This window comes from Agathobaculum sp., assembly GCF_050946325.1.
GTDB lineage: Bacteria > Bacillota > Clostridia > Oscillospirales > Butyricicoccaceae > Agathobaculum.
Genome location: NZ_JBMNUP010000035.1, coordinates 1 through 14,736, shown reverse-complemented (window position 1 = coordinate 14,736; position 14,736 = coordinate 1). Strand labels below are relative to the sequence as shown.

Annotated in this window: 15 protein-coding genes and 1 pseudogene; 12 read left to right on the top strand and 4 right to left on the bottom strand. The window is 55.7% G+C overall.

Annotated features, from left to right (window positions below; translation table 11 throughout):
• From ACOYIE_RS04505 to pyrE, 5 genes are all read left to right on the top strand, one after another.
• A partial coding sequence (locus ACOYIE_RS04505) for a thiamine pyrophosphate-binding protein (RefSeq protein WP_433410965.1) occupies nucleotides 1-836 on the top strand: 836 nt, incomplete at its 5' end.
• Between the two features lie 17 nt (nucleotides 837-853).
• On the top strand, nucleotides 854-1,330 hold the full coding sequence (gene ilvN, locus ACOYIE_RS04500) for an acetolactate synthase small subunit (protein ID WP_433410964.1): 477 nt from the start codon (nucleotides 854-856) through the stop codon (nucleotides 1,328-1,330).
• A 41-nt stretch (nucleotides 1,331-1,371) separates the two neighbouring features.
• Nucleotides 1,372-2,367 carry a ketol-acid reductoisomerase gene (ilvC, locus tag ACOYIE_RS04495; RefSeq protein ID WP_433410963.1) on the top strand — a complete coding sequence of 332 codons (996 nt, stop codon included), beginning with the start codon at nucleotides 1,372-1,374 and terminating at the stop codon, nucleotides 2,365-2,367.
• A 269-nt stretch (nucleotides 2,368-2,636) separates the two neighbouring features.
• A complete protein-coding gene (gene ilvD, locus ACOYIE_RS04490; RefSeq protein ID WP_433410962.1) occupies nucleotides 2,637-4,298 on the top strand; it encodes a dihydroxy-acid dehydratase in 1,662 nt (553 codons plus the stop codon).
• 373 nt (nucleotides 4,299-4,671) lie between these two features.
• Nucleotides 4,672-5,334, top strand: a complete 663-nt coding sequence (gene pyrE, locus ACOYIE_RS04485; protein ID WP_433410961.1) for an orotate phosphoribosyltransferase — start codon at nucleotides 4,672-4,674, stop codon at nucleotides 5,332-5,334.
• A 116-nt stretch (nucleotides 5,335-5,450) separates the two neighbouring features.
• Here pyrE and ACOYIE_RS04480 read toward each other — a convergent pair whose 3' ends face one another.
• Both ACOYIE_RS04480 and ACOYIE_RS04475 read right to left on the bottom strand, forming a co-directional pair.
• A complete protein-coding gene (locus ACOYIE_RS04480; RefSeq protein WP_433410960.1) occupies nucleotides 5,451-6,620 on the bottom strand; it encodes a pyridoxal phosphate-dependent aminotransferase in 1,170 nt (389 codons plus the stop codon).
• Complete coding sequence (locus ACOYIE_RS04475) at nucleotides 6,614-7,105, bottom strand: Lrp/AsnC family transcriptional regulator (RefSeq protein ID WP_433410966.1); 492 nt, start codon at nucleotides 7,103-7,105, stop codon at nucleotides 6,614-6,616. Before ACOYIE_RS04475 ends, ACOYIE_RS04480 begins: the two co-directional genes overlap by 7 nt.
• 229 nt (nucleotides 7,106-7,334) lie before the next feature.
• Between ACOYIE_RS04475 and ACOYIE_RS04470 the strand changes: the two genes are divergently transcribed.
• Genes ACOYIE_RS04470 through ACOYIE_RS04455 form a run of 4 tightly spaced genes read left to right on the top strand, consistent with a single transcriptional unit; the run spans nucleotide 7,335 to nucleotide 10,402 of the window.
• A complete protein-coding gene (locus tag ACOYIE_RS04470) occupies nucleotides 7,335-8,036 on the top strand; it encodes a DUF2461 domain-containing protein (protein ID WP_433410959.1) in 702 nt (233 codons plus the stop codon).
• Nucleotides 8,033-8,692, top strand: coding sequence for a 3'-5' exonuclease (locus ACOYIE_RS04465; RefSeq protein ID WP_433410958.1), 660 nt, complete (start codon nucleotides 8,033-8,035; stop codon nucleotides 8,690-8,692). Before ACOYIE_RS04470 ends, ACOYIE_RS04465 begins: the two co-directional genes overlap by 4 nt.
• Nucleotides 8,689-8,991 (top strand): hypothetical protein, encoded by a 303-nt coding sequence (locus ACOYIE_RS04460; protein ID WP_433410957.1) that lies wholly within the window; start codon nucleotides 8,689-8,691, stop codon nucleotides 8,989-8,991. The genes ACOYIE_RS04465 and ACOYIE_RS04460 overlap by 4 nt, the downstream gene beginning before the upstream one ends.
• 49 nt (nucleotides 8,992-9,040) lie before the next feature.
• Complete coding sequence (locus ACOYIE_RS04455) at nucleotides 9,041-10,402, top strand: AI-2E family transporter (RefSeq protein WP_433410956.1); 1,362 nt, start codon at nucleotides 9,041-9,043, stop codon at nucleotides 10,400-10,402.
• A 61-nt stretch (nucleotides 10,403-10,463) separates the two neighbouring features.
• Here ACOYIE_RS04455 and pta read toward each other — a convergent pair whose 3' ends face one another.
• On the bottom strand, nucleotides 10,464-11,438 hold the full coding sequence (gene pta / locus ACOYIE_RS04450; protein WP_433410955.1) for a phosphate acetyltransferase: 975 nt from the start codon (nucleotides 11,436-11,438) through the stop codon (nucleotides 10,464-10,466).
• Nucleotides 11,439-11,633: 195 nt separating this feature from the next.
• Between pta and ACOYIE_RS04445 the strand changes: the two genes are divergently transcribed.
• From ACOYIE_RS04445 to ACOYIE_RS04435, 3 genes and pseudogenes are all read left to right on the top strand, one after another.
• Nucleotides 11,634-11,822 (top strand): hypothetical protein, encoded by a 189-nt coding sequence (locus ACOYIE_RS04445; protein WP_433410954.1) that lies wholly within the window; start codon nucleotides 11,634-11,636, stop codon nucleotides 11,820-11,822.
• The gene (locus tag ACOYIE_RS04440) at nucleotides 11,819-13,186 is read left to right on the top strand and encodes a recombinase family protein (RefSeq protein ID WP_433410953.1); all 1,368 of its coding nucleotides are present in this window, start codon (nucleotides 11,819-11,821) and stop codon (nucleotides 13,184-13,186) included. The genes ACOYIE_RS04445 and ACOYIE_RS04440 overlap by 4 nt, the downstream gene beginning before the upstream one ends.
• A 23-nt stretch (nucleotides 13,187-13,209) precedes the next feature.
• Nucleotides 13,210-13,704, top strand: a pseudogene (locus tag ACOYIE_RS04435) (sigma-70 family RNA polymerase sigma factor); the annotation flags it as partial.
• 46 nt (nucleotides 13,705-13,750) lie between these two features.
• On the opposite strand, the gene ACOYIE_RS04430 reads toward ACOYIE_RS04435, so the two are convergent.
• Nucleotides 13,751-14,736: polysaccharide deacetylase family protein (locus ACOYIE_RS04430; protein ID WP_433410952.1), on the bottom strand; the 986-nt coding region annotated here is incomplete at its 5' end.

Here is a 14,736-nt window from a genome sequence, read left to right as displayed (position 1 = left end):
GTTTTTCCGACCGTGTGGCGACCAATACCGACCGTTTTGCGCCCGGCGCAAAGGTAGTGCATGTTGATATTGACGCGGCGGAAATCAACAAAAATGTTGGCACGGCATATTCGATTGTGAGCGACGCCCGCAGCTTTTTGAAGCAGGTGCTGCCCTATGTAAAGGAAGCAAAGCACGATGCATGGCGCAGGCAGATTCAGGAGTGGCGCGTTAAGCTGGACTATGTGCCGAAGGATGACGACAGCGTTATCCGTCCGCACCAGCTTGTGCAGACGATTTCTCAAATGGCGGGCGAAGACGCAATCCTTGCCACGGATGTGGGTCAGCACCAGCTTTGGTCGGCGCAGTATAACGGCTGCACCAAACCGCGGCATTTCCTGACCTCGGGCGGCCTTGGTACGATGGGCTTTGGCTATGGTGCGGCGATGGGCGCGCAGGTGGCCTTTCCGGAGAAAACGGTAGTCCATATCACGGGCGACGGTTCGTTCCACATGAACCTGAACGAAATCTGCACGGCGGTTTCCTACGGACTGCCGATTATCACGGTCATTATGAACAACCGCGTACTGGGCAATGTGCGCCAGTGGCAGACGATGTTCTACGGCGGACGTTATTCCCAGACCGACCCGCACCGGCAGACCGATTACGTCAAGCTGGCAGACGCTTTTGGCGCGCGCGGCTACCGTGTATCGACTTTGGCAGAGTTCCGTGAAGTTTTTGCAGAAGCGCTCAAACGCACAGGACCGGTTCTGATTGACTGTCGGATTGATAAAGATGAGCGTGTGCTGCCGATGATTCCGGCAGGCGGCACGGTTGCTGATATGGTTGCCGAATGACGGAGGGAGAAGAAACAATGAAAAAATATATCCTGTCCGTACTTGTGCAGAATAATTCCGGCGTTTTGGCGCGCGTATCCAGCCTGTTCGGCCGCCGCGGTTTCAATATTGATTCGCTGACCGTTTCGGCCACCACAGACCCCACGATTTCGCGCATGTCCATTGTTGTTACAGGGGATGAGACCGTTCTGGAGCAGATCATCAAGCAGGTATCCAAACTGGAGGAAACCCTCTGGGTTGAGCATTTGCAGGAGAGCGATTCCTATTGCCGTGAGCTGGTGTTTATCAAGATGCTGGCTGAATCAGCCGATGTGCGGGATTCTATCCGCCAGCTTTCTGACCTGTACGGCGCGGCGGTGATTGAAGCGACGGGCAGCACAATTATTGTTGAGCTGACGGAAGTGCCCAGCCGGATTGATGCGTTCCTGGGCGTAATTTCCAATTTTGAGATACTTGAAATGTGTCGTTCCGGCGTAACCGCCATACTCAAATAAGTTCCTAAATTCATTTTATATATTCTTAGGAGGAAACAAAAATGGTAAAGATGTACTATGATTCGGACTGCAATCTGTCCCTGCTGGATGGCAAGACCGTAGCGATTATCGGCTTTGGCTCCCAGGGCCATGCCCATGCAATGAACCTGAAGGATTCCGGCGTAAATGTGGTTGTTGGCCTGCGCCCGGGCTCCAAGCACGAGGCCAAGGCCAAGAATTACGGCCTGACCGTTATGACACCGGCTGAGGCTGCTGCTGCGGGCGACATCATCATGATGCTGACCCCCGACGAAAAGCAGGCGGACATCTACAAGGATGTAATTGAGCCCAACCTCAAGCCCGGCAATGTGCTGGCGTTTGCACACGGCTTCAACATTCACTACAAGCAGATCGTTCCTCCGGCGGACGTTGACGTCATCATGATTGCGCCGAAGGGCCCGGGCCACACGGTTCGTTCCCAGTATGTTGCAGGCGCAGGTGTTCCCGATCTGGTTTGCGTGGAGCAGGATGCTTCCGGCAAGGCGATGGACATCGCGCTGGCATATGCCTGCGGCATCGGCGGCGGCCGTGCGGGCATTCTTGAGTCCACCTTCAAGACCGAGACCGAAACCGACCTGTTCGGCGAGCAGGCAGTTCTGTGCGGCGGCGTTTGCGAGCTGATGAAGGCCGGCTTTGAGACGCTGGTTGACGCGGGCTATGCGCCGGAGAACGCATACTTTGAGTGCGTACATGAGATGAAGCTCATCGTTGACCTGATCAATGAGGGCGGTTTTGCCAAGATGCGTTACTCGATCTCTGATACTGCGGAATACGGCGATTACCGCACCGGCAAGCGCATCATCACCGAGGAGACCCGCAAGGAGATGAAGAAGATTCTGGAGGAGATCCAGAACGGTACCTTCGCTTCCGAGTGGATTCAGGAGAACCGTGCGGGCGGCCGTGCGCGCTTCCTGGCAACCCGTGCCCGTGAGGCAGACAGCCAGCTGGAAGAGACCGGCAAGAAGCTGCGCGGCATGATGAGCTGGCTTAAAAAATAAAAGCCTTATAGGGGGCTTCGCAAGCCCCCTATATACGAAACGCGGTTCCCGGGGAAAACGCGTTTCGATACCCGAACGACGCCGCCCGAGGCGGCTGGGTCGGGGTGTAAAAACCCACGCGCATGTCGCGGGTTTTTACGAAAACCGCGTGGCGGTTTTCTATTAAAATGCGCCTGCGGCGCAGTTTGGCGGCAGGTGCAGACGATGAACAAACGCACAGGCGGGCGGGATTTCCGCCCGCCTGTTTCGCAAAAAGGAGGAAGTTTTCCGTGAAAAGAAGTGATAATATCACCGCCGGTGCGGAGCGCATGCCCAACCGTTCGCTGCTGCGCGCCTGCGGCCTGACCGAAGAGGAGATGAAAAAGCCGATCATCGGCGTTGTTTCCGCTTACAGCGAAATCATTCCGGGACATATCAATCTGGATAAAATCGCGGACGCTGCCAAGGCCGGCGTGCGTGTTGCAGGCGGTACGCCGGTGCTGGTACCGGCCATCGGCGTGTGTGACGGCATCGCCATGGGGCATATCGGCATGAAGTACTCGCTGCCCAGCCGTGAGCTGATTGCGGACAGCGTGGAAACACTGGCGCAGGCGCATCAGTTTGATGCGCTGGTGCTGATTCCCAACTGCGATAAGATTGTGCCCGGCATGCTGATGGCGGCGGCCCGTCTGAACATCCCGTCCATCATCGTATCCGGCGGCCCGATGCTGGCCGGTCACTACGATGGGGAGGAGATCTCGCTCTCCAAGACGTTTGAAACGGTCGGCGCATATAAGGCCGGCCTGATTGACGATGAAAAGCTCGCGGAGTGCGAATGCGGCTCCTGCCCGGGCTGCGGCTCGTGCTCGGGCATGTACACCGCCAACTCGATGAACTGCCTGTCCGAGGCCATCGGTATGGCGCTGCCCGGCAACGGCACGATCCCAGCGGTGCATGCGGCGCGTATCCATCTGGCCAAGCACGCCGGCATGCAGATCATGGAGCTGCTGCGCCGTGATATCAAGCCGCGCGACATTCTGACGCCGGCGGCGTTCCGCAATGCGCTGACCTGTGAAATGGCAATCGGCTGCTCCACCAACTCGGTGCTGCATCTGCTGGCGCTGGCAAATGAGGCAGGCGTGCCGCTCGATCTGGCAACGCTCAACGAGCTTTCCGCCAAGGTGCCGAACATCTGCCATCTGGCGCCTGCCGGTCCGCATCATATTGAGGAATTGTACATGGCAGGCGGCGTTCCGGCCATCATGAAAGAACTGACCAAACGCGACCTGCTTGACCTGTCGCTCATCACGGCAACGGGCAAAACGGTTGGTGAAAACCTTGCGGGTGTGGTCAATCGGAATACCGAGGTCGTGCGGCCGCTCGAAAGCCCGTATTCCGAAACCGGCGGCATCGCCGTTTTGTGGGGCAACATTGCAAAGAACGGCTGCGTCGTCAAGCGTTCGGCGGTTGCGCCTGAGATGATGGTGCACGAAGGTCCGGCGCGGGTGTTCGATTCCGAGGACGACGCAATCCAGGCCATCTATGCGGGTGAGATCCACAAGGGAGACGTTGTCGTCATCCGTTATGAAGGCCCGAAAGGCGGCCCGGGTATGCGTGAAATGCTCAATCCGACCTCGGCGCTGGCCGGCATGAAGCTGGATAAGGACTGTGCCCTCATCACGGACGGCCGCTTTTCCGGTGCGTCCCGCGGTGCGTCCATCGGCCATGTGTCGCCCGAAGCGGCGTCCGGCGGCGAGATCGCGCTGGTGCAGGAGGGCGATATCATCGCAATCGACATCCCGGCAAGCAGCGTGAACGTCAAAATTTCCGATGAGGAAATGGAGGCGCGCCGCGCCGCCTTTGTACCGCGCGAGCCGAACATCAAGACCGGCTGGCTGGCACGCTATGCGCGTCAGGTCACTTCGGCCGATCAGGGCGCGGTGCTCCGGTAAAAAGAGATGCGCGGCAGCGCAGATTGAACTGTGTTTGCGATACAACGAAGAAAAAGGCCACGAAACAGTGTTTCGGGGCCTTTTTTCTGACCGAAAAGATAAAGAAAGCCGCATATGGATAGAAAAATATGGTCAATGAAATGAAGGACGGAAGGGGTATAATAAGATTATCATAAAAGATTTTGCAGGCAATACGATTGCGGAAGAGATAGGCTGTTTCAATCAATTTGCAAATGGAGATTGGTGGGTTTCGTAAATTTTGGCTTGTTAAGTGGTTTTCAGCAATGAATACGTTCAACGGGGGTGTTTCATGCTTGTGCCTTGGGGTAAAATCTGCTATACTGATAGCAAATGAAAAAAAGGTGGAACGATCATGCTTTCAGCTGCAAAAAAGGAATTTATTGAATTTATGATGAGTGCGGACGTGCTGCGCTTTGGCGATTTTACGACCAAATCCGGCCGCAAGACCCCGTATTTTGTCAACACCGGCAATTATAAGACCGGCCTGCAGAATTCCCGTCTGGGCGAATTTTATGCGGCGCTTGTTAAGGAGACCATCGGGGATGATTTTGACGCAATGTTTGGTCCGGCCTATAAGGGTATCCCGCTGGCAACCTCGGTTTCCGGCGCGCTTGCCCGCAATTACGGTATTGACAAGCCCTTTTTCTTCAACCGCAAGGAAGCGAAGGACCACGGCGAGGGCGGCAGCATCGTCGGCTACAAGCCGGTGGACGGCGACCGCGTAATTATTATTGAAGATGTGATCACCGCGGGCACGGCGATTCGCGAAACCATGCCGGTGCTGCAGTCTTGCGCGGATGTAAAGGTGACCGATATGTTCATTTCGGTTAACCGCTGTGAAGTCGGCCAGACCCCGGGCAAGACCGCAGTGATGGAGGTCGGCGAAGAGTTCGGCATCAAGGTGCATGCGCTGGTTACTGTGCAGGATATCCGCGAATATCTGGCGGATAAGGCGGAATATGCGCATCTGCTGCCGCTGATGGACGCTTACATGGCGCAGTACTGCGTGTCTTAAGAATGCAAGCAGACCGTATAGGTCCGCTTGAGACGACAGTGCAAAGCTGCGATATGCACGATGGTGTAAAGAGAAAAATGATAAAAAACGCTCTGCGGTAAGCAGAGCGTTTTTTGTTACAGCGTTTGCAGGAAGCTGCGAATACGGGAACAGGCCTCCCGCAGATGATTCATGGAATACGAATAGGAAATGCGTACATGTCCTTCGCCGCTTGTGCCGAATGCAGTGCCCGGCACCACTGCGACCTGCTGGCTTTTCAGCAGACGCTCGCAGAACTCCTCGGACGACAGGCCGGTTGAAGCGATGGAGGGGAACATATAAAACGCGCCCTTGGGCTCAAAACAGTCGAGCCCCATATCGCGCAGTTCGCCCAGCAGGTAGCGGCGGCGGATGTCATACTGAGAGCGCATACGCTCAATGTCGTCCTCGCCGGTGCGGATGGCTTCGATGCCGGCGAACTGTGCAGTCGTCGGGGCCGACATGATGCCGAACTGATGCACTTTGCAGATATGGCGCATGATTTCCTTGGGCCCCATCGCCCAGCCCAGACGCCAGCCCGTCATCGCATACGATTTGGAGAAGCCGTCTACCACGATGGTACGCTCCTTCATGCCGGGCAGCTCGGCAAAGCAGACGTGCGGTTCGCCGCCGTAAGTCAGGCTGCAATAGATTTCATCGGACAGGACGAACACATTGGTATCCCGCAGGACAGCGGCAATGGCTTCCAGCTCGTCCCGCGTCATAATGGCGCCGGTCGGGTTGTTGGGGTAGGGCAGGATGAGCAGTTTGGTGCGCGGCGTGATGGCGGCGCGCAGCCGTTCGGGGTTGAGCTTAAATTGCTCCTCTGCCAGTGTGGGCAGCGGAATGGGTACGCCGCCCGCCATCTGCGTCAGCGGGGTATAGCAGACAAAACTCGGCTCAGGGATGAGCACTTCGTCGCCCGGGTTGACAAGGGTGCGGATGGCATTGTCAATGGCTTCCGAACCGCCGACGGTGACGAGCACTTCGGTGTTTGCATCATAGCTGATACGATACTTGCGCCGCGTGAGCGCAGCGATCTGATTGCGCAGTTCAGCAAGGCCCCAGTTGGAGGTATAGAACGTTTGTCCCTTTTCCAGCGACTGAATGCCCGCTCTGCGAATCTGCCAGGGCGTATCAAAATCCGGTTCGCCCACACCAAGGGAGATGGCATCCGGCATGGTGGCGACAATGTCAAAAAATTTGCGGATGCCGGATGGTTTTACCTGCTGAATACGGGAGGACAGCAGGCTTTCGTAGTTTACCATGCCATCATAACCTCTCTTTTATCGGTTGCTGAGGGATCGTATTCCACGCCGTTTTCCTTGTATTTTTTCAGAATAAAGTGCGTGCCGGTGGAAAGTACGTTTTCCATAGGCGCAAGCTGTTCAGATACAAAACGCGCCACCTCGCGCATGGAACGGCCTGTGATGATGACGGTCAGGTCAAAACCGCCGCTCATCAGATAAACGCTTTCCACCTGATGGTGGGAATAGATCTGACGGGCAATTTCGTCAAAACCCATACCCTTCTGTGGAGTGATTTTGACTTCGATGAGTGCGGTAACGCTCTCTTTTGCGGTCTTATCCCAGTCAATCACGGTTTTATATCCGAGAATGGTATCATTTTTTTCAAACGCACGGATTGCTGCGGCAACGTCCTGCTCGCTTTCACCGGTCATGGCGGCAAGCTGAGCGGGGGTCAGTCTCGCATCCTGGAAGAGCAGGTCAAGCAGCTTTTCGGGGTTTTGCATCATAACATTCCTCCTGTTGCTAAAAAGTATATAGAGACAGTTTATTATACACCTTATAGGGCGTGTTGTCCACTGTTCGCTGCAAGGAACGGAGCGGACCGCTGCCGCTTGAGAGAAAGGGGGCAGATACAATATTTTGCGTATTTGTCGGCGGGAAACGGCAAAATACTGTTGCGAAAACTGGAAAAACGCGGTACAATGATAAACAGAAAGGTGGTGCCCTTTTTCCATGGCATTCACAGGCTTTTGTGCCGAAGGAATTGATTTGCTGCAGCTCAACCGCCTGCAAAACAGTAAGGAATTTTACGAAGCGCACAAAGAAGAAATCAAACGGCTTGCGATTCAGCCGTATTATGATTTAATTGCGGAGATGACGCCGGCCATGCTGGAGATTGATCCGCTGTTTGTTGTTACACCGTCAAGAATGGTGTCCCGCGTGCGGCGGGATACGCGGTATACCAGGGATAAAACGCTTTACCGCGCCAACCTTTGGATGTTTTTTCGTCGTCCTCGGCAGCAGCATGAAAGCGTGCCCTGCTATTATTTTGAAATACATCCCGCGTTCTGGGCATATGGCTGCTGGGGCGCGTGGGGAAAGGGCGAGATGGACGCGGCGCGCGATATGATTCTGCATGAAGACAAGCTGTTCCTTGCGGCGTTTGATGCGGTGAACGCCTGCCCGCAGGTGCAGCTTGCCGGGGAATTGTATAAGCGGCCCAGATTTCCGGATGCAAGGCCGGAATACCGGCCCTGGCTGAATCGCAAGGAACTTGGGGTGGAATTTCGGGAAACCGATGATTTTTCGCCCGTATTGGACGGCTCCTTTGCGGGGCCGATGATAGATGCAATGCAGCGTCTTGCGCCGTTCTACCGCTTTCTGCTGGCCGCCAAAGAGCGTGCCGGCACACCGAAGCAGGAGGATGCGCAATGAGATATGTTGCATTGGACTTTGAGACCGGCAACGCCTCGCCGCTCAGCGCGTGTGCGCTCGGCGTATCTGTGTTTGAGGATGCGGCGCTGGTGCGCGAGCAGGTTTCGCTGATTCGGCCGCCGGACGGCGTGGGGAAGTTTCACTGGGGCAATGTGCGCGTCAACCATATCAAAGAGAAAATGGTGGCCGATGCGCCGCGTTTTGACGCGGTCTGGCGCACGGTGGCGGAGGATGCCGAGGGAAGCGTGCTGGTCTGCCATAACGCCATGTTTGATACGGCGGTGCTCTGCGCCTGCCTGGCGCACTTCCATCTGCCTGTGCCGGAATGCAGATATGTGTGTACGGTAAAGGTGTCGCAGCGCGTATGGCCGGAGCTGGAAAATCATAAACTGGACACGGTATCGGAGGCGCTTGGCATCCCGCTGAACCATCATGAAGCGGGTTCGGATGCCCGTGCGGCCGGTCTGATTTTGCAGGCTGCCCTGCGGCGGACGGACAGCGCCGACGCGGATGAACTGGCGCAGAAAATCGGCATGCGGCTTGGCCGCATTTCCTGCATGGGTACTGCGCCGTGCAGCATTGCCAAGGAGGTAAGGGGCGGAAAAAATTGCCGCTCATCCCGCTATACCAGTCATAAAGGAGAGGAAACGTTATGAAAAATTACCTGGATTCAATTGATCGTGAGGCGCTGCGTGCCCGAGCTGACCAGATGCTGGGTTATGCAAACGAAGCGAAGGATTGCGCCGGTCGCTGGACCAATTATGCGGTAGGCAAGGCGCAGGGCTTTTCTTTATTTGACTTTGCTGTTTTTGAAACCTGCCTGCTGTCGCTTGGCCTGTGGCTGGGAAGCTGCTTCTCCAAGTTCTTTAAGAAAATCCGCGGCGCGCTGTTTGTTCTGTTTGCCGCAAGCTGGCTGTATCTGCTGTGGCGCATTTTCTTTGATGAAGAAGAGTAAAAAAGACGTATGGTGCTGAGATACGATTCAGCCGGGGAGGAATACATCGTTGCAGGACCCATCACAGCATAATAAGAGAAGCTTCCGCGCACAGCCGCACTATTTCCAGTGGGGATTGACGGCGTTTTTGGTGATTGTGGCAAGCGTTCTTGTTTTTTTCACATTATATTCGTTGTCGGAGCTTTGGCAGCTGGTTAAAAAGCTGCTCGGTATCCTGAGCCCGTTTATTTACGGCTTTGTGATGGCCTATTTGCTTCTGCCGATTTTTAACGGCATGTATAAGCGGCTGCGGCCGCGGCTGGCGCGCCGGCTGGAACATGGTACGCAAATTGCAAAGGGAATGTGCAGCGCCATAACGCTGCTGATTGGCATTGCAATTGTGGGCATACTGCTCTGGATGGTTTTGCCGCAGCTCGTTGTCAGCGTGTTCTCGCTTCTGGAATCGCTGGATGTTTATCTGGAGGAAATTTCCGGCTGGGCGGCTGCGCTGTTCAAGGATAACCCTGTGCTGGAGCGCAACTTTATGCAGCTGTACGACCAGTTTTCAACGCAGGTGGTCAACTGGGTGCAGAATATTGCGCTGCCGCAGCTCGTTTCTCTGATGACCGGCGTGGTGACCACGGTTTCTGTGCTGCTGGATATTTTAATCGGCATTATCATTGCGCTGTATATTCTGAACAGTAAGGATACGTTCTGCGCGCAGGCAAAAAAAATCACATACAGCCTGTTCCGCGTGGATACGGCCAACCGCATTATCAAGCGCGTGGGTCATATTCACCGTGTGTTCGGCGGATTTATTACCGGTAAGCTGATTGATTCGCTGATTATCGGCGTGTTGTGTTTTGCGGGCATGCGCATCCTTTGTGCGGTCGGCCTGCTGACGATTGAGCAGTCGTATGTGCTGCTGATTTCGGTTATTATCGGCGTTACCAACATCATTCCGTTTTTCGGCCCGTTTATCGGCGCGATACCGAGCGCAATCCTTGTTATGGTTACCAGCCCGATGCAGGCGGTGTATTTCGCCATTTTTGTGCTGGTGCTGCAGCAGTTTGACGGCAATATTCTCGGCCCCAAGATTCTGGGCAACTCAACCGGTCTGACCAGCTTCTGGGTTATGTTTGCCATTCTGGTATTCGGCGGTATATTTGGTTTTGTGGGTATGGCAGTCGGCGTGCCGCTGTTTGCTGTGCTGTATAGCATACTGACCGAGGTGTTCAATAACCTGCTGAAAAAACGCGGGCTGACAACGGATACCAACGCCTATCGGGGTAAAACGCGGATTGATCCGGAGACCGGCGATTTTGTGGACGTTTCTCAGGAAGAACAGCCTCCGGTAACGGCGAAGGAGCGCCGTCGTGCTGCCGCAGAGCAGCAGGCGCGAAAAGACCCTCCGACTGAAGAGGAAAAATAATAGACGGAGAAAAAGGACTGACCCAATGGGTCAGTCCTTTTTTGCGTACAGTGAGAAGGGATTATTTCAGACCGGCGGTAATGATAGCCATCTGATAAACCTCGTCCGCGTTGCAGCCGCGGGACAGGTCGTTGATCGGCGCGTTCAGGCCTTGCAGGATCGGGCCGTAAGCCTCAAAACCGCCCAGACGCTGTGCGATTTTGTAGCCGATGTTGCCGGCGTTGATATCAGGGAAGATGAACGTATTGGCCTGGCCGGCAACCGGAGAGCCCTTGCACTTGGTTGCTGCGACAACAGGAGAGAACGCTGCGTCAAACTGCAGTTCGCCGTCAACCGCAAGATCGGGTGCGGCAGCCTGCGTCTTTTCGGTGGCGTTCTTCATCATATCTACGGTTTCACCCTTGCCGGAGCCCTTGGTCGAATAGCTCAGCAGCGCAACCTTGGGGTCGATGCCGAAAGCCTTGGCAGTCTTTGCGGTTTCAACAGCAATTTCCACCAGCTCGTCCTCGTTCGGGTTGATGTTAATGGCGCAGTCGCCCATCGCGTACAGCTCATCGCCGCCGTCCTTGGCGTCTCGGCGCAGAATAAAGCAGGAGCTGACGATTTTGTTGCCCGGCTTGGTCTTGATGATCTGCAGCGCCGGACGAACCGTGTCAGCCGTGGAGTAGGTCGCACCGCCGAGCAGCGCGTCCGCCTTGCCCATCTTGACCAGCATCGTGCCGAAATAGTTTCCCTTGGAAAGCGCTGCGCGGCACTGTTCGTCGGTCATCTTGCCCTTGCGCAGCTCGACCATCTTGGCAACCATCTCGTCCATGCCCGGGTAGGTTGCGGGGTCGATGATTTCCATGCCTTCGATATCAAAACCGCCGGCCGCAGCTGCAGCCTTTACCTCGTCAACATTGCCAACCAGAATCGAATCCATCAGGCCGTCCTTCTTCAGGCGTGCAGCGGCTTCCAGAATGCGGGGATCGGGACCTTCGGTAAATACGATGGTGCGCTTTTCCGCTTTCAGCGTTGCAATCAAACTTTCAAACATGTAGCATTCTCCTCCAAATTTTTGGTCTGCATGGCAAACATTTATTGTAACCATTATACACCCACATGTGTCTGCTTCACAAGGGTTAATTTGGTTAGATTTTGGGCAAGTTGTGAGCAAATGAAGAAAAAAACAGAAATATGATTCCGGCAGGCAGGATTGGGGCAGAATAAAACAGAAAGGAGCGTGGTTTAGATGCAGATTATCCGATACCTGAATGGGAAGCGGCTGCACGGAGCGATGCCGCCGCTGCTGCTGGACAGAGACGGCGTTGGCAGCCTGTTGAGCGGTGTGCGCTGCCGGCAGGAGCTTCCATTGCCGGATATTGCGCCTTCTGCTATACTGGAGGCGGAGGAACGCGGTTCAGGGAAGGAGTTTTTATGAAGCATACCGCACTATATCTTCGCGTTTCCACCGAGGCGCAGGCAGAGGAGGGATATTCACTTGCCGCGCAGGCAGAGCGTCTGGAGGCATACTGCCGGATGAAAGGCGCCGCGCAGTTTAAGCGTTATGTGGACGGCGGTTTTTCCGGTTCCAACTTAACCCGCCCTGCAATGAGCGAGATGATTGCGGCGATTCGTGACGGCGCGGTGGAGCGGGTTGTTGTTTACAAACTGGACCGGCTCAGCCGCAGTCAGAAGGACACACTGTATCTGATTGAGGACGTATTTATGCCGCATGGTGTAGACTTTGTCTCCATCAATGAGAATATTGATACGGGAAGCCCTTACGGACGGGCGATGATCGGCATTCTGTCAGCGTTTGCCCAGTTGGAGCGGGAGAATATTTTTTTGCGTACACGCATGGGCATGGTGGAGCGGGTCAAGGCCGGCTATTGGCCGGGCGGCGGAAAAATACCGTTTGGCTATGATTATGATGCGGAAAAGGGCATTTTGGTGCCAAACAGCGATGCAGATACCGTCAGGGAAATATATGACAGATACCTGGCGGGCCAGTCTGCCGGACGCATTGCACGCGAGCTGGGGCTTCGGTATGAGCAGCTTGTTCGCCAGATTTTGGAGCGGGAGAGCAACACGGGCGTGATTCTTTACAGAGGAGAACGGTATCAGGGCCGGCATGAACCGCTGGTCACGCCTGCCGTATTCGAGCAGGCGCAGCGCCGTCTGCATCGGGCGGGACGGCCGCGGGCTGCGGAATCCGGAAAACTGCTGACCGGTTTGCTGGTCTGCGGGCACTGCGGGGCGAAAATGCGGTATCAGAAATGGGGGAAGGCAGGCGATAAGCTGGTTTGCTATTCGCGCGATAAGTCCAAGCCGCACCTGGTGCATGATGAGAATTGTCCCAATCGGGGCGTGATGGCATGCAGGGTGGAAGAAATCGTGATACGCGATTTGTCCCGCCTGGCTGCCGAACCGGAGCTGCCTCATACACGTCAGACCGATGAGGCTGCCTGCCGCCGCGCATATGCACAGGCACAGCATAAGCTTCGCCGTTTGTACGAATTATATGCGGAGGCGGAAGATGATACGCTGCGCGAGGCGATTGCACGCGCAAAACGTGCGCTTGACAGGGCAGAACGCGCGCTGCAGCAGACAAAACGCGCGGCCGCAGCAAAGGATGAAAGCGAGGCGCGGCGTGCGCTGCAAACCATAGGAGCCTGCTGGGCAGAGCTGGATAACCGAACGAGACAGGCGCTTATACGCGCCTGCGTGGACAAGATTGTGCTGCAAAATGACAGAATAGAAGTGTTTTACACCATAGGGGAAGCAAGCACACAGGCGGGATAGCTGTATTTCGACTTGATACGTTCATGCCGATGATTATTGGTGAAATCCGGCGTTATCTGCGAGACAACAGCGCGCTGCGCGTATCCCGCAGCCTGCGGGATATGGCGTATAAGGCGCTGCAGGCGAAAGAGGAGTTTGTGCGCCGGCATCAGCGCGAGCCGGATATTGTGGAGCTGGCCAAAATGATGGATGTGCCCAAAGAAGAGGTCGTACTGGCGCTGGATGCGATCCTCGACCCTGTATCGCTGTTTGAACCCGTGTTTCATGACGGCGCCGACACGGTGTGCGTGATGGACCAGGTGGGCGACAGCAAAAACACAGACGAACAATGGCTGGCGCGCATTGCGCTTAAGGAAGCGATTGACAACCTGAATGAACGGGAAAAAAAGATTATCCGGCTGCGCTTTTTTGAAGGCCGCACGCAAATGGAGGTGGCGGAGGAGATTCATATTTCGCAGGCGCAGGTCTCCCGCCTGGAAAAAGGCGCGCTGGACCACATCCGAAAAAATCTGGACTAAAGGAAAAAAGCCCGCCTTTACGGCGGGCTTTTGCAAACGGAGGATATTATCGGGTATCATCGGCGGCGTTCATCGGCGCAGTACTCAGCGTAATGCGTGAGGCGGGGATGCCCTGCCGCTGCATATAGGCCAAAAGCTGCTGAAGCGCCTCTGCGGTTGCTTTTTCGTGGTGCAGCCGCAGCACAACGGTCGCGTCTGTCGAAGCAAAATACTGCGCGGTCGTCGCATACGCGCGGGCTGCGGTCTGTTTGTCATCCCCCGCGTCGAACGTAGTGTCCCACAGGCGATAACCTGCGGCAGTCAGCGCATCCCGCTGGGATTCCGTCAGTTTATCGCAGCCTTCTGCATTGGATACAATGCGGGAGCTCAGGCCGGTCAGCAGGGAAAGCCGCGTGTTGGCGGCGGTCAGCGCGGCAGTCAGGCTGTCGGGGGTGTCGCGGTCAGAGGCATGCAGCAGCAGGGCGATGGAATGTCCTTCCGCGGCAATGCGGCGAATCAGCTCGTCCGGCCAGGCAGAGTAGTCGGTGGGCAAAAAGAACGTGGCAAGGCGTCCCGTGTTTTGCAGGGCGTCCAGCGCAGCGGACGTGCTGCTGTTTGGCAAACCGTAAAAAGTAAGATAGACGCGCAGCGGCCGGTGCGTTGGCTTTTCCTCCACCGGAGGGATGGGCGGCTCGGTCGGCGTTGTCTGTCCGCCGGAATCGGAAGGAATACCCTTGTAGGTGTTGATGGCACTTTCGATTTGCGAGGCCTTGGCCGCAGTGAAATCAGAATCGCTTTGAGCGGTGCCGTCGGTTACGCGCAGAATCGTTTCTCCGGCAACGGAAATTGTTGAATAGCCAAACCCGAATTTGCCGCAGCACAGCTTAACGGGCACATAAATGGTGCCGTTGCGGTAATAGGCCGGCATATCGTAGCTGTTCAGGTTCTGGTCGTATACATAGCCCTCGTCAGGGGAAAAACTGAGCGTTTCACCGCCGCTGGACAGATTCAGCACATTGTCCGCGCTGCTGGCGGAAACGCCGAGTGATGTAA

Coding starts and splice junctions, on each gene's coding strand:
- ilvN (WP_433410964.1), top strand. CDS start 854: ATGAAAAAATATATCCTGTCCGTACTTGTGCAGAATAATTCCGGCGTT.
- ilvC (WP_433410963.1), top strand. CDS start 1,372: ATGGTAAAGATGTACTATGATTCGGACTGCAATCTGTCCCTGCTGGAT.
- pyrE (WP_433410961.1), top strand. CDS start 4,672: ATGCTTTCAGCTGCAAAAAAGGAATTTATTGAATTTATGATGAGTGCG.
- ACOYIE_RS04480 (WP_433410960.1), bottom strand. CDS start 6,620: ATGGTAAACTACGAAAGCCTGCTGTCCTCCCGTATTCAGCAGGTAAAA.
- ACOYIE_RS04475 (WP_433410966.1), bottom strand. CDS start 7,105: ATGCAAAACCCCGAAAAGCTGCTTGACCTGCTCTTCCAGGATGCGAGA.
- ACOYIE_RS04470 (WP_433410959.1), top strand. CDS start 7,335: ATGGCATTCACAGGCTTTTGTGCCGAAGGAATTGATTTGCTGCAGCTC.
- ACOYIE_RS04465 (WP_433410958.1), top strand. CDS start 8,033: ATGAGATATGTTGCATTGGACTTTGAGACCGGCAACGCCTCGCCGCTC.
- ACOYIE_RS04460 (WP_433410957.1), top strand. CDS start 8,689: ATGAAAAATTACCTGGATTCAATTGATCGTGAGGCGCTGCGTGCCCGA.
- pta (WP_433410955.1), bottom strand. CDS start 11,438: ATGTTTGAAAGTTTGATTGCAACGCTGAAAGCGGAAAAGCGCACCATC.
- ACOYIE_RS04445 (WP_433410954.1), top strand. CDS start 11,634: ATGCAGATTATCCGATACCTGAATGGGAAGCGGCTGCACGGAGCGATG.
- ACOYIE_RS04440 (WP_433410953.1), top strand. CDS start 11,819: ATGAAGCATACCGCACTATATCTTCGCGTTTCCACCGAGGCGCAGGCA.